This window comes from Amycolatopsis sp. SB7-3, from assembly GCF_041021335.1.
Lineage (GTDB): Bacteria > Actinomycetota > Actinomycetes > Mycobacteriales > Pseudonocardiaceae > Amycolatopsis > Amycolatopsis japonica.
Genome location: NZ_JBFPJQ010000004.1, coordinates 1 through 23,707, shown reverse-complemented (window position 1 = coordinate 23,707; position 23,707 = coordinate 1). Strand labels below are relative to the sequence as shown.

The following is a 23,707-nucleotide window of genomic DNA, read 5'->3' as shown; positions in this document are numbered from 1 at the left end:
CTTTCCTGTAGGGGCAGGGAAAACCCGACCCCTTGGATGTCCCGTGTGTATCCGGAACGCTAAATTCTCGCGACGGACTTCGCGTTTCGCAAGGTCGGCGTACCGCCATCCGGTTCCTGTGAGCGGAAACCCTACTGTCGAGTATTGACGTGAAGCCTCGCCTGCGTTTAAGTACGCCCGGTAACCAATTCACTCTTCCGTGTGCCGGAGGCTTCCCGTGGGTAAGTCGATTCGTGGCGCCGATGCCTCAATGTTGACCGGTACGGCGGATCTGCTCATCGCGATGCACCCTTTCGGTGTGGCGTCCGCGCGGTTCACCGCGGCGGCGGCGCTGGCCGGTGCGCTCGGTGTCCTGGATCTGACCAGCGGAAACCGGGTGGCCCGCGAAGAACTCGACCTGGCGGAGGACTGGCTCGCGACCGGTTTCGGCGTCCGCGTCGCGGGACCGGTCGACCTTCCTTCGGCGGTGCACACGGTTCTGCTCGCCGAAGGTACCCCTCTGTCCACTGTGGACTTCGTGGGCCGCCGGGTACTCGTCGAAGTCACGAGCCGGGACGAAGCCGCCCGAGCCGTCGCCGCCGGTGCGGACGGGCTCGTCGCCCGCGGCCACGAGGCAGGCGGCAGGGTCGGCGAACTCGGTACCTTCGTGTTCCTGCAGCAGTTGCTGGCCGATCCGGCGATCGGTGTCCCGGTCTGGGCGTACGGCGGGATCGGCTCGCACACCGCGGCCGCCGCGGTGGCCGGAGGCGCCGCCGGTGTCGTCCTCGACACGGCGTTCGCGCTGCTCCCCGAAGCGGAGCTCCCGTCGGACGTCACGAGGGCCCTGGACGGCCTCGACGGTTCCGAGACCATTGTGGACGGTGGCGTCCGGCGCCTCCGCCGACGGCCGGTGGAAGCCGGGCAGGACGCCTTCCTGCCCGAGCGGTTCCGCGACCGCTGGGGAACCCTCCCGGCCGCGATCCACGGCGTTCGCGCCTCGATCGCCGAGGGGCTCACCGCTGCCGGCGCCCCGTTGCCGCTCGCGCAGGGACCGATGACCCGGGTCAGCGACCAGCCCGAATTCGCGCGGGCCGTCGCCGCCGGGGGAGCGCTGCCGTTCCTGGCACTGGCGTTGTCCGGGCCCGCGCGGACCCGCGAGATGCTCGAAGCGACCAAGGCGGCGTTGGGTGACGCGCCCTGGGGCGTCGGTGTGCTCGGGTTCGCGGCCGAGGACATTCGTGCCGCGCAGCTCGAGGTGATCCGCGAGATCCGGCCGAGCCACGCGATCATCGCCGGTGGCCGTCCGGCGCAGGCGAAGACGCTGGAAGAGGCAGGGATCTCGACGTTCCTGCACGTCCCGTCACCGGGTTTGCTGCGCCAGTTCCTCGAAGCGGGTGCGCGCAAATTCGTCTTCGAAGGTGCCGAATGCGGTGGGCACGTCGGGCCGAGGGCGAGTTTTCCCTTGTGGGAAGCCCAGATCGACGTCCTCCGCGAGTATGCAGCCGAGGTCGAGGTGTACTTCGCCGGTGGCGTCCACGACGAACGCTCGGCCGCGATGGTCACCGCCGCCGCGGCACCGCTGACCCGGCTCGGCGCGACGGTCGGCCTGCTGATGGGCACCGCGTACCTGTTCACCGAGGAGGCCGTCCTGGCGGGCGCCGTCCTGCCGTTGTTCCAGCGCCAGGTCGTCGAAGCCACGCGCACCGATCTGCTGGAGACCGCGCCGGGACACGCGACACGGTGCGTGCGTTCGGCGTTCACCACCGAATACGCGGAACTCAAGCGCGCGCTGAAGGACGTGCCCGATCGCGAGGCCTGGGAACGGCTGGAGAAGCTCAACGTCGGACGGCTTCGGCTGGCGAGCAAGGGAATCGAGCGGGTCGGGGACGCGCTCAGCCCGGTCGGTGAGGACCGGCAGCTCGCCGAGGGCATGTTCATGGCGGGCGACGTCGCCGTGCTGCGGTCCGAGGTCACGACGATCGCCCGGCTGCACGAGGCCGTCGGCCCCGGGGCCCAGGAATTTCTCGCCGCCCGCGCCGCCGAACTGCTGAGCGTCCCGGACGACGAGCCCGTGCCGGAACCGCTCGACATCGCCATCGTGGGGATGGCCGGGGTCTTCCCGCAGGCCGGGGATCTCTCGGCGTTCTGGGCGAACATCCTGTCCGGAGCGGACTCCGTCACCGAAGTCCCGGCCCGGCGCTGGGATCCGGCGCTCTACTACGCGCCCGGCGGCGACGGCGAGAAGACGCCGTCACGCTGGGGCGGTTTCCTGCCGGAGATCCCGTTCGACCCGCTCGACCACGGTATCCCGCCCGCGTCGCTCGCTAGTATCGAACCCGTCCAGCTGCTGGCGTTGGAAGTGTCGCGGCGGGCGCTCGCCGACGCCGGATACGCGGAACGCGATTTCGACCGGTCCCGCACGTCGGTGGTCTTCGGCGCGGAAGCCGGGAGCGACCTGTCCAACGCGATGACCTTGCGGACCGTGCTCCCGTCCTACCTCGGCGAACTCCCGGCCGACCTCGACCGCCAGTTGCCGCGCCTGACCGAGGACTCGTTCCCCGGCGTGCTCGCGAACGTCATCGCGGGCCGGGTCGCGAACCGGCTCGACCTCGGCGGCGCGAACTACACGGTCGACGCGGCGTGCGCCTCGTCGCTGACCGCCGTCGACGTCGCCTGCAAGGAACTCGTCGCCGGCACCAGCGACCTCGTCCTGTGCGGCGGCGCCGACCTGCACAACGGCATCAACGACTACCTGCTGTTCTCGTCGGTGCACGCGCTTTCGCCGTCCGGCCGCTCGGCCACCTTCGACAGCGACGCGGACGGGATCGCGCTGGGCGAGGGCGTCGCGTGCGTCGTCCTGAAACGGCTGGCGGACGCCGAACGCGACGGCGACCGCGTCTACGCCGTCATCAAGGGCGTCGGCAGCGCCAGCGACGGCCGGGCACTCGGGCTCACCGCGCCCCGGCCGGAGGGGCAGCACAACGCGCTGACCAGGGCGTATCGCAACGCCGGGATCTCTCCGTCGCAGGTCGGGCTCGTCGAAGCCCACGGCACCGGCACGGTCGTCGGCGACCGCACCGAACTCACCACCCTGACCGAGGTGTTCACCGAAGCGGGCGCCGAACCCGGCCGCTGCGCGCTCGGTTCGGTGAAATCCCAGATCGGGCACACGAAATGCGCCGCCGGGCTGGCCGGGTTGATCAAGGCGAGCCTCGCGCTGCACACCGGCGTCAAACCGCCGACGCTGCACCTGGCGAAGCCGAATCCGGCGTGGGACCCGGAGACCAGCCCGTTCGCGTTCCACACCGAGGCCCGGCCGTGGGCCGAGACCGAACGCGTCGCCGGAGTGAGCGCGTTCGGGTTCGGCGGCACGAACTTCCACGTCGTCCTGACCGCGCACGAAGGCGCCGTCCCACCCGCGAAAACCCTCGACGACTGGCCTGCCGAGCTCTTCCTGTTCGCGGGTGACAAGGACGCGCAAGATCTCCTGGCCGCGACGGGACAGGGTTGGCGGCTGCGTGATCTGGCGCTCGCCGCGTCCCGCCGGGCGGAAACCCGGGACGGACGGCCGAGGTTCGCCATTCTGGCGTCCACTGTGGACGAACTGGCCGGGTTGCTCCGCCGGGCCATCGCGGGGGAGCGGGACGAGAACGCGGGTATCTTCGGCGCCGACGACGCGCCGCTGGGCGAGATCGCGTTCCTCTTCCCGGGGCAGGGCAGCCAGCGGCCGGGGATGTTCGCGGAGCTGTTCGTCGCGTTCCCCGAACTGCGGCGCTACCTCGCGCGCGGCGGGGCCACGGTCGACGTCCTGTTCCCGTCCACCGCTTTCGACGAGGCCGGACGCGAGGCCCAGCGTGCCCGGCTGACCGACACCCGGGCCGCGCAGCCGGCGCTCGGCATCGTGGGGCTCGCCGCGCACCACCTGCTGGGCACGGCCGGGGTACGGCCCTCGATGGTGGCGGGTCACAGCTACGGCGAACTCGTCGCGTTGACCGTCGCCGGTGCGTTGAGTTCGGCTTCGCTGCTGGACCTCAGCCGGGCGCGGGCGGAGGCGATCCTCGGTGCGACCGGCACCGGCGACCCGGGAACGATGGCGGCCGTCGCCGCGAACGCCACCGACGTCGAAGAAGTACTCGCCGCCGAGGGCTTGACCGGGACCGTCGTCACCGCCAACCGGAATTCGCCGAAACAGACGGTGATCTCCGGGCCGACGGACGCGGTCGGTTTGGCGATGGACCGGCTACGCGACCGCGGGATCGGCGCGAAATCCCTTCCGGTCGCGTGCGCGTTCCACAGCCCGTTGGTCGCCCCGGCGGAGCCGGGATTCGGCCGCGTGCTCGGCACCGTCGCGGTCCGGGAACCGGAGATCCCGGTGTGGGCCAACCGGACCGCCGCGCCCTACCCGTCCACGCCGGACGGGATCCGCGCCGGACTGGCCGCGCAGATCGGCGCGCCGGTGCGGTTCGCCGACCAGATCGAGGCCATGTACGCGGCGGGCGCCAGGACGTTCGTCGAAGCGGGCCCCGGCTCGGTCCTCACCCGGCTCGTCGATGCCGTACTCGACGGCCGTCCACATCGGACGGTCACTCTCGAAGGCGGCCGCCGCACCGGGATCCCCGGATTCCTCGCCGCCTTGGCGAAGCTGGCGGTCGCCGGCGCGGACGTCCGCACCGGCCGGTTGTTCACCGGCCGCGCGGGCACGGACGCGCTGTCCGTCCGGCCACCGAAGAAGGCGGGCTGGACCGTCGACGGACACCTCGTCCGCACCGCCGACGGTGAGATCCCCGCCACCGCCCTGCACCCAGCCCAGCGAATCCCCACGGAGGCGATCGTGACTTCCCGGCCCGGCACCGACGGCGGTGAGGCGCTCATCTCGGAGTTCCTCCGCACCAGCCGCGAGATGATCGCCGCGCAACGGGATGTCCTGCTCGGCTACCTCGGTACCGATCCCGGTGTGCCACCGCCCGCGCCCGTCGTCGTCGCCTCGGTACCCGAGCCCGCGCGCGTCGAGATCGTGCCCGAACGCTCGGTCTTCGACACCGTCGTCGAGGTGATCGGCGAGCGGACCGGCTATCCGGTGGACATGATCGAGCCGGATCTGGACCTGGAAGCGGATCTGAGCGTCGATTCGATCAAACGGGCCGAGATCGCCGGGGAACTCGCGGCCCGGCTGGGCCTGACCGACGGCGATCCCGAGGTCCTCGCCAAGGCCCGGACGGCGGCGGAACTCGCCGATCTGCTCGGCGGCGTTCCTTCCGGTGACCAGCCCGCCGAAGAGAACGGCGCCGTGGTGGTGGCGCCGAAGCGCTACCTGATGCGGGAATTCGATCTCGCCGGCGCCGCTCCCGCCGACGAAGAACTCGCCGGGCTCCGTTTCGCCGTCGTGGGTGAAGGTCAGGTCGCCGAGATGCTCACCGCCCGGCTCGCCGGGTACGGCGCCGAAACCGAACTGGTCCAAGGCGTACCGGAGCACGGCGCGGACGGCGTGTTCCACCTGTCGCCGTCGTTCCCCGACGATTTCCCGCTGTACCAAGCGGTCTTGGCGCGAGGTCCGCGCTGGCTCATCGCGAACGGCCCCGCCGACGGTGCCCGCGGCTTCTTCCGGACGGTGGCCAGGGAGTATCCGGACACGGTCGCCCGCGTGGTGGAGCAGCATCCGGAATCCACTGTGGACGAACAGGTGGAGACCCTGCTCGCCGAGCTGTCCACCGGGGACTGGGAGCCGGTCGTCGTCCGCCGCGGTGGTGCACGGCGTGGTCTGCGGATGACGGAGGAGGGCCTCGGTCTGCTCGGCAGCACGGGCGCCGGTCCGGCCGGAGACGGCACGGCCGAGGCCGAAGCGCTCGGCCTGGACCGGGACTCGGTCGTCCTCCTGGTCGGCGGGGCGAAGGGCATCACCGCCCGGCTGGCCACCACGCTGGCCTCGGCGTCGCGGTGCCGTATCGAACTGTTCGGCCGCACCGCCGTGCCCATCGACGGCGAGGAACCGGGGATCGCGACCGCGACGACGACGGAAGAGCTGCGTGCCGCCCTGATCGGGAGCGGGCTGACCAAACCGGCGGAGATCGAGCGGACCATCCGGCTCATCGAGTCCGAACGCGAGGTCCGCGGAACGCTGCGGCGGATCCGCGACCTCGGCAGCCCGGTGCGGTACCACTCGGTGGACATGCTCGACGCGGAGGCCGTGCACCGCGCGGTCAAGGAGATCCACGCCGAACACGGCAGGCTCGACGGCATCGTCTACGCGGCGGGCGTCATCGAGGACAAGCTGATCGCCGAGAAGGATCCGGCGTCCTTCGACCGGGTCTTCGCCACCAAGGTCGAAGGGGCGAGCACGCTACTCGCGGCGGCCGGTGAACTGCCGGAGGCGCCGAGGTTCGCCGTCCTGTTCGGCAGTATCGCCGCGACCTTGGGCAACCGCGGCCAGGCCGACTACGCGGCGGCGAACGACGCGCTGGAGGCGCTCGGCCACCGTTGGTCCACTGTGTACGGACGTCGTGGGCTGACGGTCCATTGGGGACCGTGGGCGCCCACCGGGGTGAACAACGGGATGGTCACCCCGGAGCTGATGCGGGACTACGCCCGGCGCGGGATCGAGCTGATCGACCCCGAGGAAGGCACCTTGAGCCTGCTGCGCGAACTGGCGTGGGGCGACGCGGCCCTCACGTCCGTCACCTACACCGCGTCGGGGTGGTGACCGGTGGCCGAAACGCCTCCGATCGCGATCGTCGGGATGTCGGTGCTGTTCCCGGGCGCCCCCGATCTCGAGACCTACTGGCGCAACATCGTCGACGGCGTCGACGCGATCACCGAAGTCCCGGCCGATCGCTGGGATCCGGGGTTCTACCAGCCCGACGCCGAACCACGGGCGGACCGGATCTACTGCCATCGCGGCGGTTTCGTCGGCGAACTGGCCGAAGTGGACGTCACCGGCTTCGGCGTGATGCCGTCGTCGGTCCCCGGTACCGAACCCGATCAGCTGATCGCGCTGCGGGTGGCCGCGCAGGCCATCGCCGACGCGGGCGGGGAGCACCGGCTGCCCGCCGACCGGCAGCGGACCGGTGTCATCCTCGGCCGCGGCGGCTATCTGACGCCCGGTCTGGTGCGGCTCGACCAGCGGGTGCGCACGGCCACCCAGGTCGTCCGCACCCTCGGCGAGCTGATGCCCGAACTCGGCGGCGAGCGGCTGGAGGAACTCCGCCGGGCCTTCACCGACCGGCTCGGGCCCGAAGCCCCCGACGCCGCGATCGGGCTCGTGCCCAACCTCGCCGCGTCGCGGCTGGCGAACCGGCTCGACCTGCGCGGACCCGCGTACACGGTGGACGCCGCCTGCGCCTCCTCGCTCGTCGCCGTCGACCACGCCGTTCGCGAACTGGCGACCGGGCGATGCGACGTCGTGCTGGCCGGTGGCGTGCACCATTGCCACGACGTCACCTTCTGGAGCGTGTTCTCCCAGCTCGGCGCGTTGTCGCGGAGTCAGCGGATCCGGCCGTTCCACGAGGACGCGGACGGGGTGCTGATCGGCGAGGGCACCGGGGTCGTCGTGCTCAAACGGCTCGCGGACGCCGAACGGGACGGCGACCGGGTCTACGCCGTCGTCACCGGGACCGGCGTGGCCAGCGACGGCCGGACCGCCGGACTGTCCACTCCGGACACCGCCGGTCAGGTCCGTGCGGTGCGGCAGGCCTGGAACGCGGCGGGAATCGACCCCGCCACGATCGGCCTGCTCGAAGCGCACGGGACCGCCACCCCGGCGGGCGACGCGGCCGAACTGGCGACGATCGCGGAGGTATTCGGACAGGAGGACGAGCCGACGGCGGTACTCGGCTCGGTCAAGTCGATGATCGGGCACACCATGCCCGCGGCGGGCGTCGCCGGACTCGTCAAGGCCGCTTTGGCCGTGTACCACGGAGTTCTGCCACCGACTCTGCACTGCGAGAACCCGCATCCGGCGCTGGCATCGACCCGGTTCGAGACGCTCGGCGCCGCGAAGACCTGGGAGACCGACGACCGGCGGCCGGTGCGGCGGGCGGGGGTCAACGCGTTCGGCTTCGGCGGGATCAACGCCCACGTGGTCCTGGAGCAGGCCGCGACCCGGCCCGCCGTCGAGGTCTCCGAGCCCGAACTTGTCCTGCGGCTCTCGGCGCCGACCGTCGCCGAGATGGGCTGCCTGCTCGAGCACGACGACGTTCTGAGCGAGAGCGACACCGGTCGCGGCCGGGTCCGGCTCGGGCTCGTCGACCCGACGCCCAAGCGGCTGAACCTGGCCAGGAAGGTGGTCGCGAAGGGCAGACCCTGGCGTGGCCGCAACGACCTCTGGTTCGTCCCGGAACCGCTGCTCGGCACGGGCGGGGGCAAGCTCGCGTTCGTCTTCCCCGGGCTGGAGAACGAATTCGAGGCCGACGCCGATGACATCGCCCGGCATTTCGGTATCCGCTGGGAAGCGCCGGACGTCACGATCGGCGACGTCGGCAGGCACGGCAAGGGCGTGTTCCAGCTGGGCAGACTCCTCGACACGGCGTTGCGCACGCTGCGCGTCACCCCGGACGCGCTCGCCGGGCACAGCCTGGGGGAGTGGACCGCCATGGCCGTCGCCGGGATCCATGCCGACACCGAGGTGGACGCCTTCCTGGCCGGCTTCGATCCTGACGCGCTCAAGGTACCGGGGCTGACCTTCGCGGTGATCGGCGCGGCCGCGCCCGTGGTCACCGAAGTCCTCAAAGGACAGTCCGAAGTGGTCCTTTCCCACGACAACGCGCCCAATCAGGCGATGATCTGCGGGCCGGCGGAGGCCGTCGACGGGTTCGTGCGTGGGTTCCGCGCGGACGGCGTGATCTCCCAGGTGCTGCCGTTCCGGTCCGGCTTCCACACGCCGATGCTCGCCCCGTATCTCGGCCCGATCCGTGAGGCCGCGGAACGCTACACGCTGCATCCGGCGAAACTCCCGGTCTGGTCCGCCACGACCGGAAAGCCCTACCCGGCGGCCGCCGCGGAAGTGCGGGACCTGTTCGTCCGGCACCTGCTGGAACCGGTGCGGTTCCGCGGTCTCGTGGAGAACCTGTACGCGGCCGGATTCCGCGCGTTCGTGCAGACGGGCGCGGGGCAGCTCGGATCGCTGATCGGGAACACCTTGCACGACCGCGAACATCTCGTCGTCGCCGCGCATTCCGCGCACCGGCCCGGTCTGCCGCAACTGCTGCGGACCGCGACGGCCTTGTGGGCCGACGGCGCCGATCCGGCGTTCGAACTCCTGCCGGGTCAACGCGGCGCGAAACGCGGCCGGACGATCCGGCTCGACCTCGGCGGCGCGCTCGTGTCGCTCGACGAACGCGTCCGGCACGGGTTCCGCCCATCGGGCGCCGGTACGTCCACTTTGGACAAGATCGGGAAAAGGAACCCGCTGGCAGCCGAATTCTCCGGGCTGCTGGCCGACACCGCCGGCCTGGCGGCCGAACTGTTCGCCGCCAGGTCGGCGCCCCGGATCCGGCCGTCGCGCACCGAACTCCGTGTCTCCGTCGAGACGATGCCGTATCTGCTCGACCACTGCTTCTTCAAACAACCGCCCGGTGCGGATCCCGCGGACTCGTGGCCGGTCGTCCCCGCGACGACGGTGATCGGGCATCTGATGGACTTCGCCGAGCAGGCCGCGCCGGGCCGTCGCGCGGTCGCGCTGGAGGACGTCCGGCTGAACCAGTGGATCGCCGCGATCCCCGCGCTGGACGTCCCGGTGACCGTGGTGCCGCAAGGTCCTTCCCGGGCCGGGGTCTCCCTCGGCGACTACTCCAGGGCCGTCATCGATCTGGACGCCGCGTTCCCCGCCGATCCGCCCGGGCCGTGGACGTTCCCGGCCTCGCGGGAACGGAAGCCGGACTTGCGCGCCGAGCAGCTCTACACCGAGCGCTGGATGTTCCACGGGCCGAGGTTCCAGGGCGTCGAGGAACTGGTCGCGGTCGGGGACCGCCACGTGCGCGGAGTGCTGCGGACCCCGGACGCGCCGGGGGCGCTGCTGGACAACGCCGGTCAGCTGCTCGGGTACTGGATCATGTCGCGGCTGCCCGCCAGGACCACGGTTTTCCCGGTGGGGATGCGGCGGATCCGGTTCTACGGCGAACATCCCTTACCGGGGGACCGGGTCGACTGCGTCGTCCGCATCGTGTCGGTGACCGACGCGGAACTCGAAGCGGACGTCCAGCTGATCCACGGTGGCCGGGTCTGGGCCGAGGTCGAGGGCTGGCGTGATCGCCGGTTCGACAGCAACCCGGTGATCCGGGCGATGGACCGGCGGCCCGAGCGGGCCACGCTGTCCGAGGCACGCCCCGGCGGCTGGGCGCTGGTGCGCGAGCAATGGCCGGATCTGGCCACGCGCGAGCTGATCATGCGGAACGTGCTCGCCGGGGAGGAAAGACAGGCGTACGCCGGCCAGTCCCCGCGCCGGAGACGGGCCTGGCTGCTCGGCCGGATCGCGGCGAAGGACGCCGTCCGGCGTCTCTTGTGGACAGACGGCGTGGGCGACATCTTCCCCGCCGAACTGCGCATCGGGAACGACTCGTCGGGGGCGCCGACCGTCTCGGGCGCCTATGGGAGAAGCCTTCCGGAGCTCACCGTCTCGATCGCCCATCGGGACGCGCTCGGCGTCGCCATCGCCCGGCCTGGGCCTTGCGGGATCGACATCGAAGCCGTCGAAGACCGGCCGGAGAGCACGGTCGCCGCTGCTCTCGGCCCGGCGGAACGTGCCCTGCTCGGCGAGCCGGAAGCGGTGTGGTTCACCAGGTTCTGGGCCGCCAAGGAGGCCGTCGCGAAACGGCTCCGCACCGGCTTGCGCGGTGATCCGCGCGCTTTCGCCGTCGTCGGCGCGGACGACGGGCGGCTCACCGTGGAGGTGGGCGGTGCCCGGTATCCGGTGTGGCACACCACGATCACCACACCGCTGACGGATTACGTCGTGGCTTGGACGGAGAACGAAGAATGACCACCGAAACCGCGGCGGCCGGGACCGTACTGGCCGACCTCACCGTGATGCTGCGCGAACTGCTCGAGGAGTACGGGCTGGACGACGCCGAGATCGGCCGGGACACGAAGTTCCACGACGACCTCGAACTGGAGAGCATCGACCTCGTGACGCTGTCCGGCCGGCTGCGTGACCACTACGGCGACAAGGTCAACTTCGCCGAGTTCATCGCGGAACGCGAACTGGACGAGATCATCGCGCTGACCGTCGGCGAACTGGTCGACCACGTGGTCGCGTCCCTGGCGGGGAAGGCCTGAGCATGGCGAAGGTCAAGGTCGGCGACCTCGACGTCCACGTGCAGCGGCTGGGTCCGCCGGACGGCACGGCGCCGGTCGTGGTGTTCGTCCACGGCCTTCTCACCGACAGTCTGGCGAGTTACTACTTCACGCTCGGGCCCGCCTTCGCCGCGCAAGGCATCGACGTCGTCATGTACGACCTTCGCGGGCACGGCCGCACGACGAGGCCCGCCACCGGCTACCGGCTGGAGGAGTTCGTCGCCGACCTGGACGGTCTGCTGACCGAGCTCGGGATCGACCGGCCGGTGCACGTGGCCGGGAACTCCTTCGGTGGCTCGATCGCGTTTGGGCTCGCGGCTTCGCATCCCGAGCGCGTCGCCAGCGTCGTCGCCATCGAAGCGGAGCCACCGGTGCGGGCGTGGATCGGGCACATGGCCGAAGGGCTCGCCGACGCGAAGAACAGGCTCGCGCACGACGAGGTGATCGGCTGGATCGCCGAGAACCACGGCGCGCACACCGCCCGGCTGTCGAAATCCGCGTACAAGATCCTCGCGGCCACCACACTGGCGGAGGACATCCCGCTGAGCCGGACCATCGACGACGACCTCAAGGCCGTCCGCTGCCCGGTGTTCGCGCTGTTCGGCGACCAGTCGGGACTCTCGGCGCAGGTCCCGGACCTGGAGGCGAACCTCGGCCGCTGCCGCACCGTCGTCCTGCCGGACCAGGGACATTCGGTACTCGTCGAGCGCACCGCGGAGACGTCGGAACTGATCCTGGACTGGGTCCGCGAACACTCGTGCGAAACGGCGGCCTGAGTGGGCAGATTCCTCTTCGTCACCCCGCCGCTGACCGGGCACGTGAACCCCGCGGCCGGGGTCGCGGCCGCCCTCACCGCACGTGGGCACGAGGTCGCCTGGGCGGGGCGGCCGGAGGTCATCCGTCGGCTCGCCGGCGACGGTGCCGTCGTGTTCCCGTGCGCGATCCCGCGTCGCCTGCCCGAACGCGACGCGAGCCTCAAGGGACCGGCGGCGTTCCGGTTCCTGTGGGAGGAGTTCCTGATCCCGCTGGCCGAGGCGATGGCGCCCGGGGTCCGCGCCGCGATCGGCCGGTTCCGCCCGCAGGTGGTGGTCGCCGACCAGCAGGCCATCGCGGGCGGTCTCGTCGCCGACGGGCTCGGCCTGCCGTGGGTCACCTCCGCGACGACGTCCGCGGAACTCGTCGATCCCCTGGCCGGGCTGCCCAAGGTGGCGGCCTGGCTCGACGACCTCCTCGACGGCCTGCGCGCGCGGATCGACGGCGGCCCCGCCGATCCCCGGATGTCGCCGCACGGCGTGCTCGCGTTCACCACCCGGGAACTGCTCGGCCCGGCCGCGCTGCCGAGCCGGGTCCGGCTGGTCGGCCCGTCCATCGGCGGTCGAGCGCCCACCGGCGGCTTCCCGTGGGAGCGGCTCGACCCGGCGGTGCCCGCCGTGTTCGTCTCGCTCGGCACCGCGAACGCCGACGCCGCCGGGGACTTCCTCCGCGCGGCCGCCCGGGGACTCTCCCACGTCGACGGGATCCGGACCGTCATCGCCGATCCAGGCGGTGCCGTGGGCCTGGTGGGGGACACGGTGCTCGTGGTGCCACAGGTGCCCCAGATGGCACTTCTGGCCCGCGTGGACGCCGTCGTCTGCCACGGCGGGCACAACACCGTCTGCGAGAGCCTGTGGCACGGGGTGCCGCTCGTGGTCGCACCGATCCGGGACGACCAGCCGATCATCGCCGGCCAGGTCGTCGACGCGGGCGCCGGTGTCCGGCTGCGGTTCGGCAAGGCGAAACCCGAACGGATCGCGGCCGCCGTGACGAAGGTGCTGGGCGATCCGGGGTACCGGTCGGCCGCCGAGAAGGTGGGCGCCTCGTTCCGGGAGGCGGGCGGGGCCGCGACGGCGGCGGACCATCTGGAGGCTCTGCTCGGCTAGGAGATCGCGGCCGAGACCTCGTGCAGCAACCGTTCGGCGTCCTCACCCCAGCGGGAGACGATGACGAGGTCGCGTTCGGGATCGACCCACAGCAGATGCCTGCCGCCGTTCCCGCGGGCACACCGGCCACTCGGCGGAGCGGCCGGGAAGACCCGCCGATGGTCGTTGAGCCACCAGAGGTAGCCGTAATCCGGGTTGTGGGCGCACGGGCTCCAGGTGCGCTCGATCCACGCGCGGCTGAGCAGACGGCGGCCGTGGTGCTCGCCGTCGCGAAGGTAGAGCGAGCCGAGCAGGGCGAGGTCGCCGGCGGAGATCCACAGGCCGCCTCCCCAATGCGCTCCGCCGCTGACGACCGGAACGGCTTCACCGTCGATGTCGGTCGTCGCACCGCGGTAGCCATGCCACGACCAGTTCGCGGACGCGCCCATCGGCCCGAGGACGCCGTCCCGCAGCACCGAGGGCAGCGACCGGCCGAACAAGCGGGTGAGCGCGAGGCAGAGCAGGTTCACCCGGACGTCGTTGTACGCCCAGCCGGCGCCCGGCGGGGCGTCCGGCGGCGCGCTGCCCGGACCGAGGCTCCCGGCGTCCGCCCACGCCGGTTTGCCCCAGAGCTCACCGTCCCATTGACTGGTCTGCTGCAGCAGGTGGTGCCAGGTGATCGCGCTCGGGCCGTCCAGCTCGGGCATGTCGAGGGTGTCGGTCACCGGCTGGTGGACGTCCGGGATCAGGCCGGCGTCGAAGGCGAGGCCCGCGACGGTCGACACGACACTTTTGGTGGCGCTGAACGCCATTTCCGGCACCTCGGGATCACCCCAGGACGCGACGCGTTCCCCGCGGAAGACGACCACCCCGCTCGCCCCGGAGCCGGGCAGTGCCGGCCCGATCACCTCGCGGTGGGAAACATCGGCCACCTGGGATTCCAGATAGCGGCCCATGTCGTCGATACCCGGCGTGACCCGCGCCCGCTGCGCCGCCGCGGCGGCACGGACGGCGGCAAGATTCATCGGAAGCCCCCTTCACTCACGGTGGCCAGGGTCCTCTACTCGACCAGCCCTTGAAAAGCCCGCGTGTAGGGACTCTCCTGGAGGGGTACCAGCCTTCAGAAGGTGTGTCCTCGTGCTGGGAGTCGCCATGACCGCCGTGAAGCCCGCTCCGCGCCCGGAGGCCGTCCGCTTCGGCGGGCGGATCCGTGCCCCCAAGGGGAGTGTGTTCCTCGGCGTCGTCCGCACCACCGACCACAAGACGATCGGCGTCCTCTACCTGAGCACCTCGTTCGCGTTCTTCCTCATCGGCGGCTTCATGGCGCTGCTGATGCGCGGCGAGCTGGGCAGGCCGGGGATGCAGTTCCTGTCGCAGGAGCAGTACAACCAGCTGTTCACCATGCACGGCCTGATCATGCTGCTGCTGTACGCGACGCCGAATCTCTTCGCCTTCGCCAACTACATTCTCCCGCTGCAGATCGGCTCCCCGGACGTCGCGTTCCCGCGGCTGAACGCGTTCTCCTACTGGCTCTACCTCTTCGGTGGGCTGATGGTGCTCAGCTCGTTCCTGACGCCGAGCGGCGCGCCCGACTTCGGGTGGACGATGTACACGCCGCTGTCCAACGCCGCGCACACGCCGGGCGTCGGCGCCGATCTGGTGATCATGGGCCTGATCGTGTCCGGGCTCGGGACGATCCTCGGCGCGGTCAACATGGTCACCACGATCCTCTGCCTGCGCGCGCCCGGGATGACCATGTGGCGGCTGCCGCTGTTCACCTGGAACATCCTGTTCACCACCATCCTGATCCTTGCGGTCTTCCCGATCCTCACCGCGGCGCTGTTCGGCCTCGAGGCGGACCGGCGGCTCGGCGCGCACGTCTTCGATCCGGCCAACGGCGGGGCGATCCTGTTCCAGCACCTGTTCTGGTTCTTCGGGCATCCCGAGGTGTACATCGTCGCGTTGCCGTATTTCGGCATCATCACCGAGATCGTGCCGGTGTTCAGCCGGAAACCGTTGTTCGGCTACAAACTCATGGTGTTCGCGACGATCGCGATCACCGCGCTGTCGTTCGCCGTGTGGGCGCACCACATGTTCGCCACCGGCGCGGTGCTGCTGCCGTTCTTCTCCATCATGACCTTCCTGATCGCTGTGCCGACCGGGATCAAGTTCTTCAACTGGATCGGCACCATGTGGAAGGGGCAGCTCACCTTCGAATCACCGATGCTGTGGTCGATCGGGTTCATGGTGACGTTCCTGCTCGGCGGGCTGACCGGGATCATCCTCGCCGCGCCACCGCTGGACTTCCACATCCACGACACCTATTTCGTGGTGGCGCACTTCCATTACGTGCTGTTCGGCACCATCGTGTTCGCCACCTTCGCCGGGATCTACTTCTGGTTCCCCAAGATGACCGGGCGGATGCTCGACGAGCGGCTCGCGAAGCTCCATTTCTGGACCACGTTCATCGGCTTCCACATGACGTTCCTCGTCCAGCACTGGCTCGGCAACGAAGGAATGCCGCGCCGCTACGCCGACTACCTGAGCACGGACGGTTTCACCGTGCTGCACACCATTTCCACGATCGGCGCGTTCCTGCTGGGCGCGTCGGTGCTGCCGTTCCTCTGGAACGTCGTCCGCAGCTACCGGTTCGGGGAGGTCGTCGAAGTCGACGACCCGTGGGGACACGGGAACTCCCTGGAGTGGGCGACGACCTGTCCGCCACCCCGGCACAACTTCTTCGATCTGCCGAGGATCCGGTCGGAACGGCCGGCGTTCGAACTCCACTACCCGCACATGATCGCCCGGATGCGCGCCGAGGGGCATACGACCCCGTTTCAGCGCCGCGACCAGTCCGCCCCGTCGGAAGTGGTGGCGGACAAGGCACTGAAGGACGACGACACCGCCTGAGGCGAGGGAATGAGGTACCGCGCATGATTTCGATGGACGTCGAGGGGATGGCAGTCCTGGCGCCGGAAGCGGCACCGGTGATGTTGCTGCGGGAACGGGAGGGCGAACGCCGCTGGCTGGCGATCACGATCGGCGGCCCGGAGGCGAGCGCGGTGGCGCTCGCGCAGGAACGGATCCGGCTGCCCCGGCCCGGCACGATCGAACTGATCGGCCAGGTGGTCGAGTCGTTCGGGCACCGGGTCACCGGAGTGCAGGTCACCGCGCTGCGGGACGGCATCTTCTTCGCGGATCTGGTACTCGATTCCGGGATCCGCGTTTCGGCGCGGCCGAGTGACGCGGTCGCGATCGGGTTGCGGGCCGGGGTCGGGATCGAGGTGGCGGACGCGGTGCTGGAGGTCGCATCGGTGCGGGTCGAGATCGTGGGAGCCGGGCCCGACGCCGAACTGCCGTCGGTGCCGTCCGACCCGGCCGCTCAGGAACGGGAGGTCGAGGAGTTCCGGGCAGCGCTGGACAAGATCGCGCCCGAGGACTTCGGGGATCAGCCGCCCACCGACTAGCCTGCCCCGGATGTCATGAAAGGGCCGTTCAGGACATTTTTCGTCCTGAACGGCCCTTTCATGACATTCCGGAAGGGGCGGCTGCTACTGCTTCGCCAGGCCCGCTTCGATCGCTTCGATGATGCGCGGCCGCATCTCGGCGGCGCTGATGATCGCGTCCACCGAACCGACCTTCACCGCGCGCTCGATGCTGTGCACGCCGTCGAACTCGGAGGCGACCGCGCCCAGCTTCTCGGCCCGCACCGACGACTGGACCTCGGCCAGCTCCGCGGCGAGCGCGGCACGTTCGGCGCCCACCGCGCCGCTGAGCTTCTCGGTGAGCGACCGCACCCGCTGATCCGCCGCGGTCCGGGCGTTGACCTCACCGGCGAACACGACCGCCGCGGCGGGCGCCCCGCCGAGCACGGAGGCGAACGAGCCTTCCAGCGCCAGCACCGTCATGTTCGGGTTCAGCGCCTTCGAGAAGACCACGAACGCGCCGCCGTGGTACCGCGAGATCACGGTGAACACGATCGGGCCCTCGAAGTTGACGATCGCCCGGCCGATCTCCGCGCCGTACTCGAGCTGCAGCTTCCGCATCGACTCCGGCGAGCCGTCGAAACCGGACAGGTTCGCCAGCACCACCAGCGGCCGGTTGCCGCTGGCCGCGTTGATCGCCCGCGCCGCCTTCTTCGACGACCGCGGGAACAGCGTGCCCGCGGTGTAGGTGTCCGGGCCGTCGGTGGGCGGGAAGCCGCGGCGCGGCACCGAACGCGACTCGATACCGAGCAGGCACACCGGCCGTCCGCCGAGGTGCACGTCCTGCACGGCCGCGGTCTCCGCGTCGGCCATACCCGGCCAGCGTTCCAGCACCGGGTGGTCCTGATCCGACAGCGCGCGCATCACGGTGCGGATGTCGAACGGCTTCTTGCGGTCCGGGTTGGCCTCCCGCGAGAAGATCTGGCCGACCGTGGTGAAGTCGCTGTCGACGGCCGCGTGCGGGAACGACGAGATGTCCCGGTCGATCGGGTCGTTCGTGACCGCCTTGCGCGGACCGGGCTCGCCCGGCGCCACGTAGGTGTGGTCGTAATGCGACATCAGCACGTCGCGCGCCGCGGCGAGGTTCGGCGCCCAGTACTGCGCCTGGCCGTTCGGGCCCATGACGCGGTCGTAGCCGCCGATGCCGAAGTTGTCCTCGGCCGAGACGCCACCGGAGAAGTCGAGGGACTGCTTACCGGTCAACACCATCGCGGAATCCGGCGTCATCACCAGGATTCCCTTGGTGTGCATGAGCATCGTCGCTTCGGCGTTCCAGTACGGCTGGGCGCCGACGTTGATCCCGGCGACCACGATGTTGATCTCGCCGCCGTTCTGGGTGAAGTGCACGATCCGCTTGAGCGCGGCCGCGACCCAGTCCATGTTCTCGGTACCGGACTCCATCGAGATCCGGGCGCCGGCCGAGAGCGCGTACCACTCCAGCGGGACCTGCAGCCGCTCGGCGAGGTCCAGCGCCGCGATCACCCGCGAGCACTCCGGCTCCGACAGCGCGCCGAGCGCCTTCGTCGGGTCGCCCAGCAGCACCACGCGTTTGACGCCCTCGGGGTGGCGTTCGGTCGGCGTGGTGACCACACCGGCGACGATCGCCGCCTTGTTGCGGCCCTTTTTCCGGTCGACCGGGACGAGGGTGTTCGTGTCGTCCATGTCGTACTCGGTGAACGAACCGAGCATCTCGGTCAGCTCGTACGGGTACACGGTGTCGCGGCGACGGGCGCGCAGCACGTTCTGGCGGTAGTCGTCGAGCGGGAGGATCGGCTCGGTCGTGGGCTCGGAAAGCGACATCTGCACGCCGCCGCTCACGTCGTAGCCGATGCGCACGGCGACCTCTTTGACCTCGCCGGTGGCGCGATCGCGCTGCCTGCCGAGGAACTGGACCTCTTCGAGGCCCGCGCCCGCCGTCGACGGCTGCACGCGCTGGGCGACCGTGTCGAGCTCTTCGCCGGTGAGCTCACTGGTCGGCCACACGTACAGCATGATCCGGTTGGTGTCGAAGCGCTTCTTCGGCGGAAGCTTCGCCTGCACCTCGCGGATCGCGTCGAGGCAGCCCGCCAGCGTGCCTTCGACCGCGGGCAGGGCCAGCAGCTTGCCGTCGTTGTCCCGCAACGGGGTCAGGTCGCGGACCTGGGCGAGCGCGACCAGCCGCTGATCCGACGGGTTCATCGGCGAGACGCATTTGAACAGGTAGACGTCCTCGTCACCCGACGGCAGTCGCGTGAGGTCGAAGTTCGCCAGCCGCTGCAACTGCATCCGCTGGGCGATCAGCGGGTGCAGGCCGCGGATCAGCCGTTCTTCGCTGAACCCGGTCGAGGACGGGCGGAAGGTGAAGTGGTGGTGCATCACCGCGCCGCCGTGCCCGGCGACCGTGGTGGTGATGCGCCGGACCCGGCTCGGCAACGCCCCGGAGGTGAGGACCTCGCGCAGCCCCGCGGCCATCGCGTCGTCGTCGGCCGACTCGTCGTCCCACGTCAGGTAGAGGTCCGCCTCGACGTCGGTGTCGGCGGGCAGCTGGGCGGCGAGATCGGCGACCGCCTTGATCGCCCCGGGAAGCCCGGCGCGGTCGACGGCGGTGGTGACCATGTGGAACCGCTCGTTCGCGTCGGCGTAGTCACCGGTGACGAAGGTGCATCCGCCGACGGTCACCTGCTGGACTCCGGTGAGCGCGCGGTTGCCGTAGTAGCGGCGGCTCAGCACCTCCAGCAGGGGGCTGTGGTCGGTGCCGGGGCGGCCGATCCGCTGTCCGAGCAGGCGGACCAGCGGCTGGGCGCTGGCCAGCATGCTCGCGATCCGCTCGGCGCGGTCCGGCGAATCCGGGTGCAGGTCGAGGTGCCGCAGGTGTTTGCGGACCTCGCTGTACGCCTCGGCGCGGGTGCGGCGCAGCAGCGGCTGGGCGAACCAGCGGAACACGACGCTGCGGGCCAGGTCGCCGACGACCGGGAAGCGGAGCTGGGTGGCGGCGATGAGCTGCTCCAGCGCCTTGCCCGCGGGCTCGCGCATCGACTCGAACGGTTGCGGCTCGGTGAGCCACTGCCGCAGCAGCGCGGTGACGATCGCGACGTCGGACGAGGTCCGCTGCTGGGCGAGGAAGATGCGGAAGACCGCTTCCTCCAGCTCCGGCGTGCGCTCCAGATCCTTGATGCCGTAGTGCGCCAGCACCTTCTTGAGCTTGTTCTGGAACGACTCCGACAGCCCGGCGCGTTCGACGTCGAGGCTCTGCAGGTAGGTGTGGAAGAACTCGCGGGCGCTGTGCACCCGGGTGTCCGCCTTGACGTCCTCGCGCATCGGCTTGTTGCGCATCAGCTCGGACAGGTCGGCGAACACGGTCAGCAGTTCGACCTCGCCCTCCAGCGGGCGGTCGCCGTTGCCCTCCAGTTCGGCGCGGGCGGCCAGGTACGCGCTGAGCGTGCGGCGCTCGTCGTGCGGGTCGACGTCGAAGCCGAGCAGGAGGCTGCGCAGATCCTGCTGTCCCCGCGTGATCCGCTGGACCGCCGACGTGCCGTCCGGCTCCGCGGGCAGCTCGATCTCGACGCTGCCGCTGTCTTCCGCGACCTCCTCGCCTTCCTCCGCCACCGGTTCGAGCCGCAGCAGGGGAGCGCCGGTCTCGACCTGGCTGCCGACCGAGACGACGCACTCACGCAGCTTCGCCCGGAACGGCGCGCGGAGCACCGTCTCCATCTTCATGCTTTCCAGCACCAGCACGGGCGCGCCGGCCTCGACCTCGGCGCCGACCTCCAGCGGGGTCGCGACGACGAGCGCGGGCGCGGGAGAGCGGACGACGCCGCCCTCGTCCCGGCTGATGCGGTGGGTGATGCCGTCGACCTCGACCAGGTGGATCGGGCCGTGGGTGCCGGTGACCAGGCGGAACCGGGTGCCGTTGACGGTGATCTGGCCGGTGTGCTCGTCGAACCGGTCGACCTCGACGTCGGCGGGGTGGATGTCGCCGCCGCCCGCCGAGACGCCGACGCGGAACCGGCGGTGGCCGATCCTGGCGACGCTCACGCGGTACGCGGCGCCGCGCAGCTTCAGGTCGAGCGGTCGGCCGCTTTCGTGCTGGACCTGCGGGCGGCCGCCGTGCGCGGTGGAGAGGAGCCGCTGACGCTCGACAGCTTCCTCGTCCTCGTAGGCCTCGATCGCGGCGGCCGCGAGCGCGATCGCCGAATGGCGGTGGGTGACCAGCTTGCCTTCGCCGCGGACGCGGTCGATCCAGCCGGTGTCGGCGCTGCCGTCGATCACCTCGGGCTGGTCGAGCAGGTCGAGGACGAAGCTCTTGTTGGTCGCGCCGCCCTCGATGATGACCGTGGTCTGCGCCATCGCGCGGCGCAGACGGCCGAGCGCCTCGTCACGGTCGCGGCCGTAGGCGATGATCTTCGCGATCATCGAGTCGAAGTCGGCCGGGATGGTGTCGCCTTCGCTGACTCCGGTGTCGACCCGGATACCGGGGCCGGCGGGCAGGTCCAGGCGGGCGATGCGGCCCGGGGACGGCGCGAAGTCGCGGTCCGGGTCCTCGGCGTTGAGCCGCGCCTCGACGGCGTGGCCGAACTCGGCCGGCTGGACGCCGTCGAGCTTGCCGCCGGAAGCGACGTGCAGCTGGGCCTTGACCAGGTCCATGCCGGTGGTCAGCTCGGTGATCGGGTGCTCGACCTGCAGGCGGGTGTTCACCTCGAGGAACGCGAACAGCTTGTCGCCGGGGTGGTAGAGGAACTCGACCGTTCCGGCGCCGCGGTACTCGACCGCGAGCGCGAGCCGCTCGGCGGACCGCTTGAGCTCGTCGGCCTGCTCGGGGCTCAGGACCGGGGAGGCGGACTCCTCGATGATCTTCTGGTTGCGGCGCTGCACCGAACAGTCGCGGACGCCGAGCGCCCACGCGGTGCCCTGGCCGTCGGCGATGACCTGGACCTCGACGTGCCGGGCGCCGGTGACCAGGCGCTCCAGGAAGACGACGCCGCTGCCGAAGGCGCGCTCGGCCTCCAGGCTGGTGCGCTCGTAGGCGTCCTTGAGCTCGTCGGCGGAGGTGATGACGCGGATACCGCGACCGCCGCCGCCGGCGGTCGCCTTGAGCATCAGCGGATAACCGATCTCGGCGGCGGCCTTGATAGCGGCGTCGAGATCCGCGACGGCGCCGCGGCTCCAGGGGGCGACGGGCACGCCGACCTCTTCGGCGATCAGCTTCGCGCCGATCTTGTCGCCGAGTTTGCGCATCGCGTCCGCGCTCGGACCGATGAAGGTGACGCCCAGCCGCTCACATAGCTCCGCGAACGCCGGGTCCTCGGCCACGAACCCCCAGCCGACCCAGGCCGCGTCGGCCCCGGTCTCGGTCAGGGCCCGCTCCAGCACGGCGAAATCGAGATACGGGCGCGCCGACGCGGGCCCGAGGTTGTAGCTGATGTCGGCTTCCCGCACGAACGTCGCCGACCGGTCCGCGTCCGTGAAGAGCGCGACGGTCTCGATCCGCCGTCCGGTCTCCGCCGAAAGCTCGCGGACGGCGTGGATGAGCCGCATCGCGGCTTCCCCGCGGTTGACGATGGCGACACGACTGAACACCGACTGAGCCTCCCAAGTGAGCGGCACCGTCCCGCTGGATCACGCGCGGGACAGTCTCCTGATACCTGTCTAACAGCCTGCCTCTTACCGGCCGGTACGAGAATGTCGCCGGTGGCGCATGCCGGGGGCCGGGGATTGTAGGAACCCGCCAAAAAGTGTCGTGGAACACCTAGGGGCAGGGCCGGATGACGTCATGAAGTGGACAACTGGCGGCTGGGGTTGCCGGTAGGGGTCGGGAGGTGTCACCGGGTGTTCACGCCGGTTTCACCGGGGGTGGTCGGCGGAGCTTGGGGGTTGTTGGCGTTGGTGTCGGGAGTTGGGGCGGTCTGGCGGGGGAGTGGCTGTTTTTCGGCGACGGCCGTCAGGGTGTGATGGCGCCGGTTCGCTCGGCGGGCCTGGTCGTTTCTCGGCGACGGCCGGCCGGCGAGGAGCAAGCGGGCGCGAGGCGTGGCGGTGTGCGGCATCGTGGCCGTTTTCCGGCGAGGTCGGTGTGGAGGTTCGGTCCCGTGCCGTGGCCATTTTCGGCGACTTGGCCGGTGCCGGTCGTGGCCTCGGTGCTGTCGTCGCTATTCGGCGACGGGGCTCGTGCAGGGAGGTGGCCAGGCTCGCGACGCCGCGTCGTGCCGTTGCCGTTTTCCGGCGACGGCTCAGAACGGTGGTGCTTCGTCGCGGGGTTCGTGCAGCGGCGGAGGCGAGCTGTCGTAGCGCTGTCCGGTGGGCGTGGTGATAGTCAGAGTCCCGTCAGAACCCAACCGGTAGTTCCACCCAGGCTCGTCCTTCAACCGATGGTCGCGGCGGCACAGATCGATCAGCTCGGTATCCGACGTATGGCCGCCGTGTTGCCACGGCAGCGAATGGTCGAGGTCGCAGGCTTGGGCGACGCGGTGGCAGCCGGGTCTTCGGCATTCTCTGTCTCGGACTCGGACGAATTCGTCGAGTCCGGCGGTGGGTCGGTAGCGGTCGCGGCCGAGGTCGAGGACCTGTCCTGAGAGTGGGTCGGTGATGATCCGCCGCAGCACCGTGTTCGACCCACTGGCGATTTCCCGGGCCAGCGAGGCGGGGATATGCCCATGCCCGGCCATCTCGGCGGGATCATCGTTCAACCCCAAATACGTCTGAAGGTCCATATAGAGGAACACTTCAGACCGTTCACTCTTCCCACCCTGACCACCCAGCAGAAGATCAAGGGCGACATCAGCACGCAACTGATCCAGAGTGCGGGTCTCCCCGTCGGCTCGCAGGGCGCGGGCTTCACGATCGATCCGCGTGTAGGCGGCGGCGACCTTCTCGGCGGGGCCGTCTTCAACCTCGATGGACGCGACGCCGGTGTCGCCCTGTCGCACGGTTAAGCGGCGTCCGCCGCGGTTGCGTTCGGCGCGGCGGGAGGCGCCGTCACGGTCGGCCATCATCGCCGCATGGTTGGCCGCTTTCCGGATCTGATCGGAGTTGCGGTCCGGGATCCGATCCTCCAGGACCGCGTCCACCGCGCGAGCGTCCTCATCCGAC

General features: G+C 70.6%; 10 protein-coding genes. 7 read left to right on the top strand and 3 right to left on the bottom strand.

What is annotated here, in order from left to right; all coding sequences use genetic code 11:
- Positions 1–250: 250 nt before the first annotated feature.
- Genes AB8M46_RS27675 through AB8M46_RS27655 form a run of 5 tightly spaced genes read left to right on the top strand, consistent with a single transcriptional unit; the run spans position 251 to position 13,181 of the window.
- The gene (locus AB8M46_RS27675) at positions 251–6,676 is read left to right on the top strand and encodes an SDR family oxidoreductase (RefSeq protein ID WP_394362161.1); all 6,426 of its coding nucleotides are present in this window, start codon (positions 251–253) and stop codon (positions 6,674–6,676) included.
- 36 nt (positions 6,677–6,712) lie between these two features.
- On the top strand, positions 6,713–10,948 hold the full coding sequence (locus tag AB8M46_RS27670; RefSeq protein WP_394362423.1) for a beta-ketoacyl synthase N-terminal-like domain-containing protein: 4,236 nt from the start codon (positions 6,713–6,715) through the stop codon (positions 10,946–10,948).
- On the top strand, positions 10,945–11,244 hold the full coding sequence (locus AB8M46_RS27665) for an acyl carrier protein (protein ID WP_037344201.1): 300 nt from the start codon (positions 10,945–10,947) through the stop codon (positions 11,242–11,244). Before AB8M46_RS27670 ends, AB8M46_RS27665 begins: the two co-directional genes overlap by 4 nt.
- A 2-nt stretch (positions 11,245–11,246) precedes the next feature.
- Positions 11,247–12,038 (top strand): alpha/beta fold hydrolase, encoded by a 792-nt coding sequence (locus tag AB8M46_RS27660; RefSeq protein ID WP_394362160.1) that lies wholly within the window; start codon positions 11,247–11,249, stop codon positions 12,036–12,038.
- Entirely contained in the window at positions 12,039–13,181 is a 1,143-nt protein-coding gene (locus tag AB8M46_RS27655) for a glycosyltransferase (protein ID WP_394362159.1), read from the top strand.
- Here the strand turns inward: AB8M46_RS27655 and AB8M46_RS27650 are convergent.
- Positions 13,178–14,185, bottom strand: coding sequence for a serine hydrolase domain-containing protein (locus AB8M46_RS27650; RefSeq protein WP_394362158.1), 1,008 nt, complete (start codon positions 14,183–14,185; stop codon positions 13,178–13,180). The genes AB8M46_RS27655 and AB8M46_RS27650 overlap by 4 nt on opposite strands.
- 127 nt (positions 14,186–14,312) lie before the next feature.
- Here AB8M46_RS27650 and ctaD point away from each other — a divergent pair, with 127 nt between their 5' ends.
- Complete coding sequence (ctaD, locus tag AB8M46_RS27645) at positions 14,313–16,070, top strand: cytochrome c oxidase subunit I (protein ID WP_378423303.1); 1,758 nt, start codon at positions 14,313–14,315, stop codon at positions 16,068–16,070.
- Positions 16,071–16,093: 23 nt separating this feature from the next.
- The gene (locus AB8M46_RS27640; RefSeq protein WP_350599183.1) at positions 16,094–16,627 is read left to right on the top strand and encodes a bifunctional nuclease family protein; all 534 of its coding nucleotides are present in this window, start codon (positions 16,094–16,096) and stop codon (positions 16,625–16,627) included.
- An 84-nt stretch (positions 16,628–16,711) separates the two neighbouring features.
- Here the strand turns inward: AB8M46_RS27640 and AB8M46_RS27635 are convergent, their stop codons facing one another.
- Both AB8M46_RS27635 and AB8M46_RS27630 read right to left on the bottom strand, forming a co-directional pair.
- Positions 16,712–22,201 carry a carboxyl transferase domain-containing protein gene (locus AB8M46_RS27635; RefSeq protein WP_394362157.1) on the bottom strand — a complete coding sequence of 1,830 codons (5,490 nt, stop codon included), beginning with the start codon at positions 22,199–22,201 and terminating at the stop codon, positions 16,712–16,714.
- A gap of 647 nt (positions 22,202–22,848) precedes the next feature.
- A partial coding sequence (locus tag AB8M46_RS27630; RefSeq protein WP_394362156.1) for a DUF222 domain-containing protein occupies positions 22,849–23,707 on the bottom strand: 859 nt, incomplete at its 5' end.